18 protein-coding genes are annotated in these 16,298 nt (G+C 57.0%); 5 read left to right on the forward strand and 13 right to left on the reverse strand.

Annotated features, from left to right (window positions below):
• Positions 1-27 precede the first annotated feature (27 nt).
• The 7 genes from HEQ34_RS08790 to HEQ34_RS08820 all read right to left on the reverse strand — a co-directional run bounded on the left by HEQ34_RS08790 (position 28) and on the right by HEQ34_RS08820 (position 6,068).
• Positions 28-738 (reverse strand): 2OG-Fe(II) oxygenase, encoded by a 711-nt coding sequence (locus HEQ34_RS08790; protein ID WP_296199756.1) that lies wholly within the window; start codon positions 736-738, stop codon positions 28-30.
• A 12-nt stretch (positions 739-750) separates the two neighbouring features.
• The gene (locus HEQ34_RS08795; protein ID WP_296199758.1) at positions 751-2,019 is read right to left on the reverse strand and encodes an amidohydrolase family protein; all 1,269 of its coding nucleotides are present in this window, start codon (positions 2,017-2,019) and stop codon (positions 751-753) included.
• Positions 2,020-2,134: 115 nt separating this feature from the next.
• Positions 2,135-2,950 carry an RcnB family protein gene (locus HEQ34_RS08800; RefSeq protein ID WP_296199760.1) on the reverse strand — a complete coding sequence of 272 codons (816 nt, stop codon included), beginning with the start codon at positions 2,948-2,950 and terminating at the stop codon, positions 2,135-2,137.
• 124 nt (positions 2,951-3,074) lie between these two features.
• Positions 3,075-3,788, reverse strand: coding sequence for a M15 family metallopeptidase (locus HEQ34_RS08805; protein ID WP_296199761.1), 714 nt, complete (start codon positions 3,786-3,788; stop codon positions 3,075-3,077).
• Entirely contained in the window at positions 3,764-5,113 is a 1,350-nt protein-coding gene (gene accC / locus HEQ34_RS08810; RefSeq protein ID WP_296199763.1) for an acetyl-CoA carboxylase biotin carboxylase subunit, read from the reverse strand. The genes HEQ34_RS08805 and accC overlap by 25 nt, the downstream gene beginning before the upstream one ends.
• 2 nt (positions 5,114-5,115) lie before the next feature.
• Entirely contained in the window at positions 5,116-5,583 is a 468-nt protein-coding gene (gene accB / locus HEQ34_RS08815) for an acetyl-CoA carboxylase biotin carboxyl carrier protein (RefSeq protein ID WP_296199764.1), read from the reverse strand.
• A gap of 44 nt (positions 5,584-5,627) precedes the next feature.
• Positions 5,628-6,068, reverse strand: a complete 441-nt coding sequence (locus HEQ34_RS08820; protein WP_296199766.1) for a type II 3-dehydroquinate dehydratase — start codon at positions 6,066-6,068, stop codon at positions 5,628-5,630.
• 88 nt (positions 6,069-6,156) lie between these two features.
• Here HEQ34_RS08820 and thiS point away from each other — a divergent pair, with 88 nt between their 5' ends.
• Positions 6,157-7,164 carry a sulfur carrier protein ThiS gene (thiS, locus tag HEQ34_RS08825; RefSeq protein WP_296199768.1) on the forward strand — a complete coding sequence of 336 codons (1,008 nt, stop codon included), beginning with the start codon at positions 6,157-6,159 and terminating at the stop codon, positions 7,162-7,164.
• A gap of 90 nt (positions 7,165-7,254) precedes the next feature.
• Here the strand turns inward: thiS and HEQ34_RS08830 are convergent, their stop codons facing one another.
• From HEQ34_RS08830 to lnt, 5 genes are all read right to left on the reverse strand, one after another.
• Positions 7,255-7,998 (reverse strand): LytTR family DNA-binding domain-containing protein, encoded by a 744-nt coding sequence (locus HEQ34_RS08830; protein ID WP_296199770.1) that lies wholly within the window; start codon positions 7,996-7,998, stop codon positions 7,255-7,257.
• On the reverse strand, positions 7,995-9,122 hold the full coding sequence (locus HEQ34_RS08835; protein WP_296199772.1) for a histidine kinase: 1,128 nt from the start codon (positions 9,120-9,122) through the stop codon (positions 7,995-7,997). The genes HEQ34_RS08830 and HEQ34_RS08835 overlap by 4 nt, the downstream gene beginning before the upstream one ends.
• A 108-nt stretch (positions 9,123-9,230) precedes the next feature.
• Positions 9,231-9,935 carry a tRNA (guanosine(46)-N(7))-methyltransferase TrmB gene (locus HEQ34_RS08840; protein ID WP_296199774.1) on the reverse strand — a complete coding sequence of 235 codons (705 nt, stop codon included), beginning with the start codon at positions 9,933-9,935 and terminating at the stop codon, positions 9,231-9,233.
• A gap of 54 nt (positions 9,936-9,989) precedes the next feature.
• Positions 9,990-11,198, reverse strand: a complete 1,209-nt coding sequence (metK, locus tag HEQ34_RS08845) for a methionine adenosyltransferase (protein ID WP_296199776.1) — start codon at positions 11,196-11,198, stop codon at positions 9,990-9,992.
• Between the two features lie 66 nt (positions 11,199-11,264).
• Positions 11,265-12,956, reverse strand: coding sequence for an apolipoprotein N-acyltransferase (gene lnt, locus HEQ34_RS08850; protein ID WP_296199778.1), 1,692 nt, complete (start codon positions 12,954-12,956; stop codon positions 11,265-11,267).
• 90 nt (positions 12,957-13,046) lie between these two features.
• Between lnt and HEQ34_RS08855 the strand changes: the two genes are divergently transcribed.
• The 4 genes from HEQ34_RS08855 to HEQ34_RS08870 all read left to right on the forward strand — a co-directional run bounded on the left by HEQ34_RS08855 (position 13,047) and on the right by HEQ34_RS08870 (position 15,476).
• On the forward strand, positions 13,047-13,418 hold the full coding sequence (locus HEQ34_RS08855; protein ID WP_296199780.1) for a hypothetical protein: 372 nt from the start codon (positions 13,047-13,049) through the stop codon (positions 13,416-13,418).
• Positions 13,415-13,834 (forward strand): VOC family protein, encoded by a 420-nt coding sequence (locus HEQ34_RS08860; RefSeq protein ID WP_296199782.1) that lies wholly within the window; start codon positions 13,415-13,417, stop codon positions 13,832-13,834. The genes HEQ34_RS08855 and HEQ34_RS08860 overlap by 4 nt, the downstream gene beginning before the upstream one ends.
• A 38-nt stretch (positions 13,835-13,872) precedes the next feature.
• The gene (locus HEQ34_RS08865) at positions 13,873-15,030 is read left to right on the forward strand and encodes a cupin domain-containing protein (protein WP_296199786.1); all 1,158 of its coding nucleotides are present in this window, start codon (positions 13,873-13,875) and stop codon (positions 15,028-15,030) included.
• A 308-nt stretch (positions 15,031-15,338) separates the two neighbouring features.
• The gene (locus HEQ34_RS08870) at positions 15,339-15,476 is read left to right on the forward strand and encodes a hypothetical protein (protein ID WP_296199789.1); all 138 of its coding nucleotides are present in this window, start codon (positions 15,339-15,341) and stop codon (positions 15,474-15,476) included.
• A gap of 10 nt (positions 15,477-15,486) precedes the next feature.
• On the opposite strand, the gene HEQ34_RS08875 is transcribed toward HEQ34_RS08870, so the two are convergent.
• Positions 15,487-16,038 carry a pseudouridine synthase gene (locus HEQ34_RS08875; RefSeq protein WP_296199791.1) on the reverse strand — a complete coding sequence of 184 codons (552 nt, stop codon included), beginning with the start codon at positions 16,036-16,038 and terminating at the stop codon, positions 15,487-15,489.
• Positions 16,039-16,298 lie beyond the last annotated feature (260 nt).

Consider the following 16,298-nt stretch of genomic DNA (forward strand, 5'->3'; position numbering starts at 1 on the left):
CGCATTGTCAGCGAACTGCGACGCCTTTTACGACATCTTTGAAGTCGTAATCTCCAGCCAGTCATTTTGCCGGTACCATTTGGTGATGATATGCTTCACCCCGCGAATGACCGGCGTGCCGGTATGCAATGTTTTATAGTTGAGTGTCCCGTCCGGCTTCGCATTGTTCCACATCAGCATCATTCCGGCCTGCGGACGCACGCCAAGGCCAAGATGCGGGAATTCGGTCGCGCCGCCCTCTTTGGGTTCGTTCAAGAAGATCATGGCGGTCCAACTGCGTTGCCCGCCTCCCGGGCCTTCCTGCTCCCAATAGCTTTGGCTTGGGTGGAAAAAATCGTGATGCGCTTTGAATTCTTGGCCAATCTGATACCGCTGCCCCTGCATGGTTTCGGCATAATTATTGTCGATGCCTAGAACGTCGCTCATGCGTGCTTCGACTTTGGCGATGAATGCGTCCCACCGGTTCAGATGGCAACTGTAACTGGTGCGGAAGCCCTGTTGATCGGTGCCTTTGTACAGGGTGGAGGGCACGGCATCGGCATCAATTTTTGCAATCAATGTCTTGCAGTCTTTGGCGCTCAAAAACCCTTGATAGACATATAATTGCGCGTCTTCATGTTCGACCTTTTGGACAAGCGGATTGGCGTTCAACCTTTTGGTGACATGCGCGCCGATCCGCGCCAGCTTGGCGGGATCATTATTGGGGTCAAACTCTTTGGCTTGCGTATCTGTTTGCATAAGTTCACCGAATCACGGAACGATACGTCCTCTTACCATGACCCATTCGGCCTTTTCGAGAGTGCGAATGTTATTGAGCGGATTTTCATTCACCGCAACCAGATCGGCGGAATAGCCAACCGCGATGCGGCCGATTTCATTTTCAAGCCCAAGCGTTTTGGCAGCTATCGTGGTGGCGCTGGCAAGGGCTTCGGTCGGGGTCATCCCTGCATTCACCAATAAGGCAAATTCGCCGCCATTGCTGCCATGTTCAAATACGCCCGCGTCGGTGCCAAAGGCAATAGTGACGCCCATGGCCTTTGCGCGTCGGACCTGACGGCCAGCGGCCTCAACGGCTTGTTTTGCCTTTACCTCAACCGTTGGGGTGTAAATGCCCTTGCCCAGACGGGCGCGCACACCCTCCAGCGCCATCAACGTCGGAACCAAAGCTGTGCCCTTGGCCTTCATGACCTTCAACGCCGCCTCATCGGCAAATGTGCCATGTTCGATGGAATCAATGCCTGCCGCTGATGCAGCTTCAATACCGCGCGCACCATGGGCGTGCGCCATGACTTTTAGCCCAAGCGAATGGGCGGTGTTGGTGATGGCAAGCATTTCGTCGCTGGTGAAATGCGCCTCCAGTCCGCGGCCCTGTTGCGACAAGACGCCGCCCGTCGCAGTTATCTTGATAACGTCCGCGCCAGCGCGCGACGATTTACGCACTTTTTCGGCGCATTCGATTGGCCCTGTGCAGGTGTAGCCCGTTTCCAATGTCGCAATGACGTCGTTGCGGAACCCGGACACATCGCCATGCCCGCCGACAATCGACAAAGCGGGTCCCGCCGCGATAATGCGCGGGCCAATGATGCGGCCTTCCGCGGTGCCGCGCCGCAGGACAAAAGCGGTATTTTGCGCAGAGCCAGCCTCACGCACGGTGGTAAAGCCAGCCTTGACCGTCAAGCCTGCGTTTTTGACACCCATGACAACGCCCCATTCATCGGGGTTCACCGCCTCGTCGCGATAATCATCGCCGGGGTCGCCGGTTAAATGGACATGGAGGTCAATGAGGCCGGGGACCAAAGTCATGGTTGACAGGTCAACGACGCTGTCCGCCTGAAACGGATTGTTTATGCCCTTGGCAATGTCTTTAATCCGCCCGTCTTCGACTAAGATAACGGCTGGCCCGGTGGGGCCGGTCGCAGCATCGGGGATGAGGTTGCCAACGATGATGGCTTGGGTCGCAGCGGACGCTGGCGCTGCGAACGACAAAGCCGCGCTTGCAAGTAATAGATAATTTAACATCAAACCCTCTCCCATTTTACGTGCGGGAGATTGGTCAGCTTGGGCCAAGGTTACAAGCAAAAAAGCCCGGACGGTGAAGTCCGGGCTCAATAATATAGGTCCTGACCCCAAGATTTTACCAGAAAAAGTCGCGAATGACGTCAACGACACGGCCATTGCGCAGGTCCACCAAAAGGACATCGTCATAATAACGCACCCAGCGGTAGCTGCCATAAGCGGCGGGCAGGCGGTACCGCCACGGATCGTTGATCCAATAACGCGACCCATAATAGCCCGACCCTAACGAAAAGCCGACGGAAATGCGGCTATACTTGCGGTCACGATAGGGAGCAAAATAACGGCCGGGCCGGTAATCGTTTCGGTTGCGCTCACGATAGCTGCGCCAGTTATAGCGGTTGTCATTGCGCCAATACTTGGTCCAGCGTCCATCCTGTGTCCGGTCCAACCGGCCATCGCGGTTCCGGTCATAGCGACGGTCAATGCGTTCATCATCATTGCGGTCAAGGCGGCGGTCCAACCGGCCATCGCGGTTGCGATCCCAATTCCGGTCCAGATTGCCGTCGCGATTGCGGTCCCAGCGGCGGTCAAGTTCACCATCGCGGTTGCGATCATAATAACGACCGTCTTGGCGCGCTTCGCGGCGTTCGGTGCGTGCATTATCGGCGGCGCGTTCATTATCGGCGGTGCGTTCGCGGCGATCCGCCAGTGAGGGTGGTGGCGCAATCTGAACGATAGGTGGACGTTCCGCAGGTTGTTCCGGCGTCCGGTTGGCACGTGCCTCTTGCCGTTCGGCACGCCGCTCTTCGCGCTGAAAATCCGTATAGTCATCAACCATGACGTCGGCGCGAACCGGTGCGACCGGGGCGGCATGCGCCGCAATGGACGAAAGCGCCGACGCGGTCACCAAAGTCATCAGAATGTATTTTTTCATGGCAGGTCCCCATGGCAGAGGCACCATGCGTCTGCGTGTGGCACGGTCTGCATCGATTCTGCTGAAGCGAAGCTGAACTGTGTGTTCACGTTCATGTAAGGAAGTGTTTTGATGAACAACGGAGTCAGCGGATCTTGTTGAACGGAATATCCATGACTGGGAACTGCTCCCACCCGGTAAAATCAAAATGCCACCATTCGTTGGATAGGCCCACAAATCCCTCGGCCTCCAAATAGCGTGCCAAGCGCGCACGATTGGCAATGGCCGCCGTAGACGCGCCCATATAATCACGGTGCGCTTTTTCCGAAAAATCATCGAACTCGGTGGGCATTTCGACAAGCTGGCCGGTTTGGAGATCATACAAGGTAAGGTCGACCGCGCAGCCACGATTATGCTTTGACCCGCGTTTGGGGTTGGCGACATATTCCTTTTTCGGGCCAACCGGCGTTGCGTCCCACAGCTTTTTGGTAATACGCCACGGGCGATACGCATCATAAATCGTCAGGCCAAAGCCATCGGACTGCGCCATTTTGCTGGCGCGTGCGACCGCTTGTGCCGCCGGGGCCGCCAAAAATGCCCGTGCCTCATCATACAACACCCGGCCGGTAAAATTGTTTGACGTTGCATAACGCATGTCGAGCCTGATTGCCGGATCAAGCTTCACCAATTCCAATAGGCGCTTGGGGTCATCGGGCTTGAGCGCGGCGGCCTTGTTCGCTGGAATGAACTGTACATCACGGTCGGGCCCTACGGGCGCGCAGCCGACAAGCGGCAGGGCCGCCAACCCAAACGCGACCGCACGGCGCGAAAGACTTATTCCGCGTCCTTCGCCAGCCATTCTTCAAGCCATTTGATGGTGTAATTGCCATTCTGGAAATCAGGTTCTTCCAACAAGCGTTGATGCAACGGAATGGTGGTTTTCATGCCTTCAATGACAAATTCGCCGAGCGCACGGCGCAACCGCATCAGGCATCCTTCACGCGTTTGACCATAGACAATCAGCTTGGCAATCATGCTGTCATAATAAGGCGGGACCTTATAGCCATGATATAAACCGCTATCGACGCGGACATACAGGCCGCCCGGCGGGTGGTACCAGGTCACCGTGCCAGGTGACGGCATGAACGTGCGCGGGTCTTCGGCATTGATCCGGCATTCAACCGCGTGGCCCGTGAAAGTAACATCCTCTTGGCTAAACGAAAGCGGCTTGCCTTCGGCCACGCGGATCTGCTCGCGCACCAGATCAATGCCCGTGATCATTTCGGTGACAGGATGTTCGACCTGCAACCGCGTGTTCATTTCGATGAAATAGAATTCACCATTTTCCCACAAAAATTCGATGGTGCCCGCCCCGCGATAGCCCATATCGGCCATCGCCTTGGCGCAGATATTGCCCATACGATCACGCTCTGCGGTGGCAAGCACGGGCGAAGGCGCTTCTTCCAAAACCTTTTGGTGACGCCGCTGTAAGGAACAATCGCGCTCCCCCAAATGGACAGCATGGCCATTGCCATCGCCGAAAATTTGAAATTCGATATGGCGCGGGTTGCCCAGATATTTTTCAAGATAGACCGTCGCATCGCCAAAGGCGGCTTTCGCTTCGGACCCTGCTTGCTGCATCTGGGTCTCCAGCTCTTCTTCGCTGTTCACGACCTTCATGCCGCGCCCGCCGCCGCCAGACGCCGCCTTGATGATGACCGGATAGCCAATTTCACGCGCTATGGCCTTGGCTTCGCCGACATCTTCAATCGCGCCGTCGGAGCCGGGGACAAGCGGCAAACCTAATGCGCCTGCGGTCCGCTTCGCCTCCACCTTGTCGCCCATCGTGCGGATATGTTCGGGCTTGGGTCCAATCCATTTGATGCCGTGGCTTTCGACGATTTCGGCAAATTGTGCATTTTCCGACAAAAAGCCATAGCCTGGATGGATCGCATCGGCATGGCTGATTTCGGCGGCAGAAATAATCGCTGGAATGTTCAGGTAGCTGTCGGTGGCCGATGGCGGCCCGATGCAAATTGCCTCATCCGCCAGCCGCACATGCATGGCGTCGGCATCAGCGGTTGAATGGACGGCAACCGTCTTGATCCCCATTTCATGCGCCGCACGGTGAATGCGCAGCGCAATTTCGCCACGGTTGGCGATAAGGATTTTTTCAATGGCCATGTTTACGCAATCACCAACAGGGGCTGGTCAAATTCAACCGGCTGGCCGCTTTCGACCAAGATTTCGGTGACTGTGCCCGACGTGGCGGCGACAATCGGGTTCATGACCTTCATCGCTTCGATGATCAGGACGGTATCGCCGGCCTTCACTTGCTGACCCACGCTGACAAAGGGTGCCGCATCGGGTTCGGGGGCCAGATAGGCCGTGCCTACCATAGGCGATTTCATGGCGTTGGCGGATATGGCAGGTGCGGTTGGCGCGGCTGCTGCGGGTGCGGCTGCGGGTGGCGCGACGGGCGCTGCCATCATCGGCGCTGAAACGGCGGTCATCGTGCGGGATACGCGAATTTTGCGTTCGCCGTCCTCAACCTCAATTTCACTCAGTCCCGTGTCGTTCAGCATCGCCGCCAGTTCGCGGACGAGGTCCGTGTCGACTTGCATGCTGCCAGTAGTTCCTGTCTTCGCCGCCATGTAAAACTCCTTGCGCCCCTGAATTTGCTTTGGAGCGCCTAATGTCAAAGTTGTAACGCTACGTCCAGCGCCAGTTCGTACGACTTTGCGCCATGTCCGGCAAATACCGCTTTTGCGGCCATGCCAACATAGCTCAAATGCCGGAATGCCTCCCGCTGATGCGGGTCGGATAAATGCACCTCAAACACCGGGACAGTAATCGCCTTGATCGCGTCCAAGATCGCGATGGACGTGTGCGTATAGCCAGCAGCGTTCAATAGCACCGCCTTTGCGCCTACGGCTTGCGCTTCATGCAGCCAATCGATCAAATGGCCTTCATGGTTGGACTGCCGAAAATCAATGACGGCCCCTGCGGCACGCGCACGGTCGTCCAAATGGCCGGCGATATCATCCAGCGTGTCTGTGCCGTAAATTTCTGGTTCTCTTGTGCCAAGCAAATTGAGATTTGGTCCATTCAGAACAAAGATTACCGGCTGGTCAGCCAAAGTATATTCCCCAGATAATGTCAAAGCAGCGGTTGCACACACAGCTCGCTCGTCATTATATGCCGGTAATTAAAAATTGCGAGATGAAATGACCTCTAATCCGTCCTCCGATTCTATTGCCCTGACGCTCAATGGCGAGCTGCGCCGTTTTCGCATCCACGCCACCGTTGCCGATCTTGTCCGCGACATTGGCCTTGATCCGGCCAAGGTAGCTGTTGAACGCAATCTGGAGATCGTCTCCCGATCAACGTTGGAAGATGTTGTGCTGGCCGATGGCGATAGGTTGGAGATCGTCCATTTTGTCGGCGGCGGGCAGGACAGCGCCCCGAACGATAGCTGGACAGTGGCGGGACGCAATTTTCATTCGCGGCTGATTGTCGGAACCGGCAAATATAAGGATTTTGAACAAAACGCCGCCGCGCTTGTGGCATCGGGCGCCCAGATTATCACCGTGGCCGTGCGTCGCGTCAACGTGTCGGACCCCAAGGCACCGATGTTGACCGATTATATCGATCCCAAAAAATACACCTATCTGCCCAATACCGCCGGATGCTTCACCGCCGATGATGCGATACGCACCTTGCGGCTGGCGCGTGAGGCGGGCGGCTGGGATCTGGTTAAGCTTGAGGTGCTGGGCGAGGCCAAGACATTATATCCCGATATGCGCGAAACGTTAAAGGCGACCGAGGTTTTGGCCAAGGAAGGTTTCTTGCCGATGGTTTATTGCGTCGATGATCCGATCGCCGCCAAACAATTGGAAGACGCAGGCGCTGTGGCCGTGATGCCGCTTGGTGCACCCATTGGTTCGGGGCTTGGTATTCAAAACCGCGTGACCATTCGCTTGATTGTCGAAGGCGCGAAGGTTCCGGTTCTTGTCGATGCGGGTGTCGGAACCGCGTCCGATGCGGCCGTGGCGATGGAACTGGGCTGCGACGGCGTGTTGATGAACACCGCGATTGCCGAGGCCAAGAATCCTATCGCCATGGCCATGGCGATGAAATTGGCGGTCGAATCGGGCCGCATGGCATATTTGGCGGGCAGAATGGGACGGCGAATGTATGCGGACCCCTCCAGTCCGCTCGCTGGCCTGATTTAAACGCCTTTCGCTCTCAATAGCACAGCAAGCGCCACTTCCGACTAATTATCACAGTTCCATAAAACTCCGGCAGACCTCTGCCGGAGTTTTTTATTTGCCAGCGAGCCGTTTGACATCGGCGAGATATTTTCGCCCGATGCGCATACTGTGTTCTTCGCCCAGCAGCGCATGCCAGACCCCGCCACCTTCATGCCGCAGTCCCGTGATGAGATCACGGCGCACAATATGGCTGCGGTGAATGCGCTGAAACCGTTCGGGGTCCAATCTTTGTTCCAGCGCAGAAATCGTCTGGTGCAGCAAATAGCTGCGGCCATTGGTATGCAGCCGCATATAGTCCCGTTCGGCCTCAACCCGTTCAATATCCGCGACAGCGACGCGAATAAGCTCCGCACGGTGGGACACCCAAAATTCATGCGCGTAACGACCATTGGTTTTTGCCGAAAGCTCGGGCGCATGCATCTTGGCCTCAGGCGCGCCAGTTGCGCGCGTGATTGCACGGCCAAGACGTTCGCTCGACACAGGTTTCAGCACATAGTCCACCACGTCGAGGTCAAACGCTTCAATCGCGAAATTATCATACGCCGTGATCAGGATGATTGCGGGCTTTTTGGGCATCAACCCCAAGGCACGGGCGGCGTTGATGCCGTTCATTTTGGGCATGCCGATATCCAGAAAAATCAGGTCAGGCGTCGATGCCTGGGCAATGCGCAGTGCTTCTACGCCGTCATTTGCCGTGCCGACAATTTCGATCATGGGATGATCAGCGCTCAATATTTGCAGGCGCTCAATGGCCAGTGGCTCATCATCGACAATCAACGTTCGCAGCCGCTTCATCGCGCTATCCTCCGGTTCAGGGGTAAGGTCAGCATGGCGACAAAGCCCCCGCCAGGAATGGCTTGCGTATCAAGGCGCGCCGCCGACTTATAACGTGCTTCCAATCGGTCGCGGACATTGGCCAAGCCAATACCGTTTCCGCCAACATGGTCTGGATCGACGGCTTCGCCATCATCCAAGACGCTGAGGATAAGAACGTCGCCCTCACTCTTCGCGCTGATGGTCAATTCTACCGGACGGGTAGTGCGCGAGACACCATATTTAATCGCGTTTTCGACCAAAGGTTGCAGGATTAATGCCGGGACGTGCTGCCCCATCAAGGCGTCTGGAATGTCGATTTTGACGCGCAGCCTTTTGGGATAACGCACGCTTTCAATTTCGAGATATAGCCGTTGCAGCTCGACTTCTTCTGCAAGGGTCACATCCTCCAGCGGGTCGGACGACAGGCTTGTCCGATAAAAATTGGACAGATTCTGGATCATAGCTTCGGCCTCTTTGGGCTTTCCGATCAGGACGAGGCTGGAAAGCGAATTCAGCGTATTGAACAGGAAATGCGGATTGACCTGATAGCGCAAGGAACGCAGCTCGGCATCTTGGGCCGCTTGGGCAAAGCGGGACATTTTTCGCTCGGCCTCGCGCACTTCACGGGCGTAGCCAATGGCGACGTAGAACGCGCCCCAAGCGATCAGGAAAAAATAATGCGTAATCGAAATATCGGCAATTTCCTGCCAAAATGACAGGCCCAGTTTTTCTCTCAAATCTTCAACCGAGCGGCCAATGCTTGGGTCTTTAAACAGGCTGATGGGGTCATAAAGGTAAAAGATATAGAAATTGGCAGATGCCAATATCACGGCGCACGGAATGGCCCCAATGAAGGTACAGCCGACCCTAAAGCCAAGGGAGCGGCGGTCGGCCATGCGCAACCCGACGTAAAGTATCCAGGTCACAAGCACGCCAGCCAACGCCACCATCAAGCGCCGTTCGAACAAGATAGCTTGCGCATTATAGTCCAGCAATGCAGCGCGCAGGGTCACAACTAGCACATAAAAGGCCCAAAAGCCAGTGATGGTGAGCAATGCCACCTGGTGGCCAATGAGCGGATGCGGGGACGTAGCTCTTTCCATATCCTTCCATACCGTATTTTTCGCAGCTTGCACCACGTGCATCGTTGCTCGTCGAACGCTGCGCCAAGTTCGTCGAATGATTATCTTCGGCCCAGGGCTGTTATAGCTTTAGGCCTCTTTGCGCCGATAGCGGAAATACCAGACTTCATGCCCAAGGCGGCGTGCCTTTGCCTCATAGCGGGTTTCGGGCCAGCCACCGGGGCGGTTCTGGAAATCGGATGCGTTGTTGCACAACCAATCAAATTGCTGCCGGTGGCGCTGCATAATCATCAGCGCGTGGCGGACATAGACGGGGTGATCGGTGCCAAAGCGGAATTCTCCGCCGGGTTTTAGTTTTGCCGCAATCAAATCGACGGGTCCGTCATTCATCATCCGGCGCTTTATGTGCCGCGCCTTTGGCCAAGGGTCGGGATGCAGCAGATAGACGAAGGACAATGACCCGTCGGGAACGCGGCGCAGCATGTCCAGCGCATCGCCCATGTGCAGGCGCACATTGTGCAAGCCACCTTCGCGGATATGCGATAGCGCTTGCGCAACGCCGTTCAAAAATGGCTCACAACCAATAAAGCCATGATCGGGCAGCAGGTCGGCGCGGAACGCCAAATGCTCCCCGCCGCCAAAACCAATTTCGAAATGCATCGCGCGGTCGTCGCCGAACAATTCCTTGCTGCCCAGCGCGCCTTCGTCCGGAACCGAAATCTGCGGCAGCAGATTGTCGACCAAGTCAATCTGCTCCGAACGCAGCTTCTTGCCCTTTGAACGGCCATATAGGCGGTTCAGCGTCGTTGGGTCACCGATTTTGTTCGCAGTCATGCGGGTGGCGGCTAAACTTTCGGCCGCCACCCTGCAAGTTTAATTAAGTGGTCCTTACCCTAAAGCAGCTTTCAAATCTGCGACCAAGTCCGTGCGCTCCCATGGGAAGAAGTCGCCTTCGGGCTTGCGGCCGAAATGGCCATAAGCGGCAGTCTTGCGGTAAATCGGCTTGTTCAGGCCAAGATGCGTGCGGATACCGCGCGGGGTGAGGCCACCCAGTTTTTCGATGGCCATGATGGCGGCTTCAATCTGGTCATCGCCGACCGTGCCGGTACGATGCGTGTCGACATAAAGCGACAAAGGCTTGGATACGCCAATGGCATAAGCGAGCTGAATGGTGCAGCGTGTCGCAAGGCCAGCGGCAACGATATTCTTGGCCAAATAGCGCGTGATATAGGCGGCAGAACGGTCGACCTTCGTCGGGTCCTTGCCCGAAAACGCGCCGCCACCATGCGGGGCTGCGCCGCCATAGGTGTCGACAATGATTTTGCGGCCAGTCAGACCAGCATCGCCGTCGGGCCCGCCGATTTCGAAGCTGCCGGTCGGGTTGATGTGATATTCGGTTTCGGTCAGCAAGCTGGCGGGAAGCAGGTCGGCAATAACGCCCTTCACATAATTGTGCAGTTCGGCTTCTTTCTCGCCTTGGTCATATCCCGGCGCGTGCTGCGTGGACACGACGATAGCGGTTGCGGCCTCTGGCTTACCTTCATTGTTGTAGCGCAAGGTAACCTGGCTTTTGGCATCGGGCTCAAGGAAAGGCGCAGCACCCGAATGGCGGTCTGCGGCCATGCGCTCAAGGATCTTGTGGCTGTAATCCAGCGTCGCTGGCATCAGGTCGGGCGTTTCGGTGGACGCATAGCCAAACATGATGCCTTGGTCGCCGGCGCCTTCGTCTTTGTTGCCCGAGGCATCTACGCCCTGCGCAATGTGCGCAGACTGGCCATGCAGGTTATTTTCGAAGCGCAAAGTTTCCCAATGGAAGCCGTCTTGCGCGTAACCGATTTCCTTAACGGTGCGGCGGACGGTGGCCTCGATCTCTGCCTTGGCACCCTCGGCCCATTGGCCATTTTCATAAACGCCCTTGCAGCGAATTTCGCCCGCGAGCACAACAAGCTGCGTCGTGGTCAATGTTTCGCATGCGATGCGCGCTTCGGGGTCTTTGGATAAAAACAGATCGACAATGGCGTCGGAAATCTGGTCCGCAACCTTGTCAGGATGTCCTTCGGACACGGATTCGGAAGTGAAAAGGTAATTTGAGCGCATGGTTTTTCCAGTCTATTGCTGTGTCTGCGTATAAAGAATTCTTTATATCGTGACGCGCCCTTAGCCTTAACCGCGACGGCGGGCAAGCGGTAACAACGCCGCAAGGATTAACAGCCCAGCAAAAGCCAGCGGAATGACATTGCCAAATCGCGCGAACAGGGTTGGTGCTTTGGCGAACGGCAAAAACGCATCGATGCGGCCATCGGTGCCCAAGGGCAGGCTTTGCGTGATCCGGCCATCCGCGTCGATGATCGCGCTGATCCCCGTGGGCGTTGCGCGGATGACGGGCAGGCCTTCCTCAATCGCGCGCAACTGGGCCTGAGCCAGATGCTGCGGCGGGCCGATATTGCCGAACCAAGCGTCGTTGGACGGGTTGAAGATGAAATCGGGCCGATTCTTGCGATCAACCGTCTGGCCGGAAAAAATAATCTCATAACAGACCTGCATGCCAATTTTCACCGGCTTGCCGTCAACGGTTACGGTGATTGTCTGCGCACCCGGGCCAGGCCAGAAATCAAGATCGCCCGGCACCAATCGGGCGAGGCCAAGTGGCCTAAGCAGCCAGGGCATCGGCAGATATTCACCATAAGGCACCAGATGTGCCTTGTCATAATGGCCCAGAATACGGCCAAAGGCGTCCATGGCGGAAACGCTGTTACGCGCGGCAACCAATTGGCCCTTTTCAAAAACAAGCCGATTTGCACCCGTCACCAACACATCACCATCGGCCATCAGCGTGGTGAGCCGCGCGCGTGCACCGGCGGCGCTTTCGCCAGCCTGCCCCTGATAATAACGATAAGGATATCCGTCCTCCAGATAATCCGGAATTGCCGCCTCTGGCCAAAGGATCAGGCGCGGCGCTTGGTCCGGCAACGGGCGGCTGTTCATCGCCAGCTTGGCGAAATTCAGCGCGTCATAGCCGGGCGCATATTTGTCGGCTTGGGAGATATTGGGTTGCACCACGGTGACGGCGGTTCGCGCGTTGAGCGACGGCTCCGTCACATAAATTTTGACCGACGACAAAATGGCCACGCCGACAATCGCCGCCAAAACAAATCCGTTTGTCCAACGTCGACTGCCGAGCAGCGCCATCGCACCGCTGGCCAAGATCATCAGCCCCCCAACGCCGTAGGTCCCGATTGTCGGAAGCCAAAGATCAAACCAGTGCGAAACAAATCCGACCGCGAGCGGGTTCCAGATAAAGCCTGTGAACACCCAACTGCGCAGCCATTCGGTGATGATCCACAGGCCAGCAAAGGCCACGATGAGCGGGAGTGAATCAGGGCCGTTTCGCACATCGTCACTCCCGCGCAGGCGGGAGCCTAACGCCTGACCATCAGGTTCAATCGGCGGCTCAGGCGTTGGATTCCCGCCTTCGCGGGAATGACGAAGGATTTTCGCCGCAAGGTGACGTATCCAAACGGCCCCCGCCGCCGCCAAGGCCGGATAAACCGCCAAATACAGCGCCAGCGCGACCACGGCGATATAGCCAAGCCAGATCGGCATCGCCGCCTGAAAGGTGAATGCGACCGCAATCCATTGATTGCCAGAGGTGAAATGCCCGACCCCGAACAGCCAGCCAAGAATGAAAGCGCGCTTTGTATTTTGGGCATGCGCGATCAGGTGGATGAGCAACGCAAAGCACGCGAGCGTTAACGGCCAAAGCCCCCATGGCGCAAATCCATAAGCCGACAATGCACCAGCGCCAATAGCGGCCCAGCGCGGAAAACGATGAAGCAGGGCGGAGATTTTCTGCACGCCCCGCCTTTGCCCGTCGTATGTGACAAATGCAATCGGGCAAACATCGTCGTTGCTTGCAGTTCAGGCTTTGGCTGTTAATCCGGGCACATGATATTTTTCGCCATCGCGCTTGCCGCCACCCCTTCTGCGCTCACCGATGCCCATCAAGGCGATATCGCCTGCGTCGCCGTGTTGGCGACCTTGGCGGAGAAACAGCGGACAGGCACGGCGCCAGCCGATGCGCCCGACGTGCGCCAATCGGGTAAAAGATGGGCGGGCATTGTCGGCAATCGCGTCACCACGCAAAGCGGGCAACCGCGCGAATTGGTCGCGGTCGCGTTGTCTGAAGCTGCCAAAGCCGAATTTCAGCGGCCAAGCGATCTGGCGCGGATCAACAGTTGCGCCGTGCAAATGACGGCGGAGCTTGCTAGTGCCGACAGCATCGACAAACCTTTGCCCAAGCCGGTGACATCAAAATGAGCTTACGTCCGTTCCATCTGGCCTTTCCCGTCCACGATCTTGCCGAAGCGCGGCATTTTTACGGCTTTACCATGGGCTGCGCCGAAGGGCGGTCGTCCGACCAATGGATCGATTTCAACTTTTTCGGCCACCAAATTGTTGCGCATCTAGACCCGTCGGCGCGCAGCGTATCGTCGCATAATCCCGTGGATGGGCATGACGTCCCCGTTCCGCATTTCGGCGTTGTTTTGGACATGGACCAATGGGCGGCATTGGCCGAACGCGTAAAGGCGGCGGGCGTCCGGTTCGGCATCGAGCCACATATTCGGTTCAAGGGGCAAGTGGGCGAACAAGCCACGATGTTTTTTTATGACCCAAGCGGCAATGCGTTGGAGTTCAAGGCCTTTGCCGACGACGCCAATGTGTTTGCGCGCTGACGCTTGCATTTTACCGCTTTAGGCCACAGCGCGACGTCATGGACTTTCAAAATTTCGACATCGACCAATTTTTGCGGGAATATTGGCAGAAAAAACCGCTGCTGATCCGCAATGCGTTTCGCGACTGGCAAAACCCGCTGGAGCCTGACGAGCTGGCGGGGCTGGCGTGCGAAGAGGAAATTGAATCGCGGCTGATTTGTCAAACCGATGCCGGTTGGGCGATGGAGCAAGGTCCGCTGGCCGAAGAACGGCTGGCTGGCCTTAATGAAAGCCATTGGACGTTGCTGGTGCAAGCGGTCGACCATCATGTGCCCGCCGTCGCCGACCTGATCGCGCCGTTTCGTTTCATTCCCAATTGGCGTATCGACGATGTGATGGTCAGCCTCGCCGCCGACCAAGGCGGGGTTGGACCGCATTTTGACCAATATGATGTTTTCCTCATCCAAGGGCTTGGCCGCCGCCGTTGGCAGATCGGGGCGCACTGCGACGCCGATACTTTGTTGCTGCCGCATGAGGATTTGAAGTTGCTCGCGGCATTTGAGGCGACCGAGGAATGGGTGTTGGAACCCGGCGATATCCTTTATGTCCCGCCGGGCATATCGCATAATGGCGTCGCGGTGGGTTCGGATTGCATGACCTACTCGGTCGGGTTCCGCGCACCATCGCGTGGCGACCTTTTGGGGCATTATGTCGATGATGTTCTGGACGGCATAAAGGACGATGAACTTTATCGCGACCCGGATTTGAAGGCTCAGGCCAATGCGGGGGAGATTTTACCCGGCGCGCTGAACCGCTTGCAGCACATGATGCTGGAATCCTTGTCCGACCCTGCCCATTTCGCCCGCTGGTTCGGCACCTTCAACAGCACGCCCAAATATCCCGACATGGATTGGCGGCCCGAAATACCCGTTGCGCCGGAGGACGTGCGGGCGGCGATCAACGCGCAAGTGCCGCTGTCGCGTAATCCGGCGAGCCGATTGGCGTTTATCGCGGGGGCCAAGGACACAGACGCTCTCATGCTGTTTACCGATGGTGTCTGTTTCGACTGCATTGGCGAGACGGCGGCCTTGGCGAAAGCGTTGTGCGCTGCGGATAGCGTGGTTCTCGACGTCGCACTGGCGGGCAGCGCGGCGGCCATCGATCTCCTCACGCAGCTTTGCAACAATGGCTGCATCGCGTTCGACAGCGAGGATTGATCTGCGCACGCGGTTAGGGTCAGGACCACTTAAATCCACCTTCGCGGTTTGAGGCCATACTGTTCAGTGCAAGGCGGTAAGCGCAGGACTTAGTGGTTCTAAGTCCAAGCTTGCCAACGTGGCAATGGACAGTATGGGTCAAATCCGAAGGACGTCAAAATGGCTTCGATCTCAAAGCAAAATGCCCTTGCAGGCAGAATGACTGCCTACGGCGGACATTTTCCTTCGATATCTTTGCCATTTTGACGCCGCGAAGGTGGATTTAAGTGGTCCTGACCCTAAGCATTTGCGCGAAGAAAGCGGGTTATGTGTCAGAGGCAGACGCGCTATTGGCGATTGCAAAGGCGACAATCACGCTGCGGCATTATGCCTGCGACCGGTGCGGGGAGTTTCATTTGACAAGCCGGACCAAGGGCAAGCGCATCGCGCGGCCGGTAACGGATTGAGGGCGGCGGCTTAGCCTTCAACCTCGCGCCAGCTTCCCGGCGCAAGGCCATCCATCGTCCATTCGCCAATCGCGCGCCGGACCAGCCGCAATGTCGGGTGCCCGACCGCAGTCGTCATGCGCCGAACCTGGCGGTTGCGGCCTTCACGGATGGTCAGTAGTATCCAGCTATCGGGTACCGAGCGCCGCACGCGGATCGGCGGGTCGCGTGGCCAGAGCATGGGGTCGGCAATCCGCTCGGCTTCGCACGGCAGGGTCAAGCCATCCTTCAACGAAACGCCGCGCCGCAATTGCGCCAGCGCATCGTCGGTCACTTCGCCCTCCACCTGCACCAGATAGCTTTTGGCCATTTTATATTTCGGGTCCGAAATCCGCGCCTGCAACCGGCCATCATCGGTCAGCAGCATCAACCCCTCACTATCCATATCCAACCGCCCAGCCGGATAGACGCCGGGCACATCCACAAATTGCGACAAGGTGGGCCGCGGCGAGCCCTCGGTCCCCTTGTCGGTAAATTGCGGCAAGACGCCATAAGGTTTGTTGAACAGGATGATGCGGGACATGGACGTGCTGTAGCGAAAGCGGGGGCGATGCGAAATGATGTTGTGGGTGGGGGCAATCACTAACGTATAATGGGCCAACTGACCCTAAAGACACTATAACGCGACGATTTGTGGCTGCTTTAGGATATGTGGCAACTCAAGCCGAATCCGTAAAAATCTATATCTTATAATTATCTACAACTTTGTAGTGGACTTTCGATCAGTTTTGGCATAGTAACAATGGTACGACCTTCGCTTGGCGATAAGGGCTCTGGGAGCAC

The organism is Sphingorhabdus sp. (assembly GCF_023910635.1).
Lineage (GTDB): Bacteria > Pseudomonadota > Alphaproteobacteria > Sphingomonadales > Sphingomonadaceae > Sphingorhabdus_B.

Bases quoted from the DNA above. Each gene is read 5' to 3' on its own strand.
- HEQ34_RS08830 (WP_296199770.1), bottom strand. From the start codon at position 7,998: ATGAAGCGGCTGCGAACGTTGATTGTCGATGATGAGCCACTGGCCATT.
- HEQ34_RS08855 (WP_296199780.1), top strand. From the start codon at position 13,047: ATGATATTTTTCGCCATCGCGCTTGCCGCCACCCCTTCTGCGCTCACC.
- HEQ34_RS08835 (WP_296199772.1), bottom strand. From the start codon at position 9,122: ATGGAAAGAGCTACGTCCCCGCATCCGCTCATTGGCCACCAGGTGGCA.
- HEQ34_RS08860 (WP_296199782.1), top strand. From the start codon at position 13,415: ATGAGCTTACGTCCGTTCCATCTGGCCTTTCCCGTCCACGATCTTGCC.
- HEQ34_RS08795 (WP_296199758.1), bottom strand. From the start codon at position 2,019: ATGTTAAATTATCTATTACTTGCAAGCGCGGCTTTGTCGTTCGCAGCG.
- HEQ34_RS08800 (WP_296199760.1), bottom strand. From the start codon at position 2,950: ATGAAAAAATACATTCTGATGACTTTGGTGACCGCGTCGGCGCTTTCG.
- HEQ34_RS08875 (WP_296199791.1), bottom strand. From the start codon at position 16,038: ATGTCCCGCATCATCCTGTTCAACAAACCTTATGGCGTCTTGCCGCAA.
- HEQ34_RS08865 (WP_296199786.1), top strand. From the start codon at position 13,873: ATGGACTTTCAAAATTTCGACATCGACCAATTTTTGCGGGAATATTGG.
- metK (WP_296199776.1), bottom strand. From the start codon at position 11,198: ATGCGCTCAAATTACCTTTTCACTTCCGAATCCGTGTCCGAAGGACAT.
- thiS (WP_296199768.1), top strand. From the start codon at position 6,157: ATGACCTCTAATCCGTCCTCCGATTCTATTGCCCTGACGCTCAATGGC.
- HEQ34_RS08840 (WP_296199774.1), bottom strand. From the start codon at position 9,935: ATGACTGCGAACAAAATCGGTGACCCAACGACGCTGAACCGCCTATAT.
- accC (WP_296199763.1), bottom strand. From the start codon at position 5,113: ATGGCCATTGAAAAAATCCTTATCGCCAACCGTGGCGAAATTGCGCTG.
- HEQ34_RS08790 (WP_296199756.1), bottom strand. From the start codon at position 738: ATGCAAACAGATACGCAAGCCAAAGAGTTTGACCCCAATAATGATCCC.
- HEQ34_RS08805 (WP_296199761.1), bottom strand. From the start codon at position 3,788: ATGGCTGGCGAAGGACGCGGAATAAGTCTTTCGCGCCGTGCGGTCGCG.
- accB (WP_296199764.1), bottom strand. From the start codon at position 5,583: ATGGCGGCGAAGACAGGAACTACTGGCAGCATGCAAGTCGACACGGAC.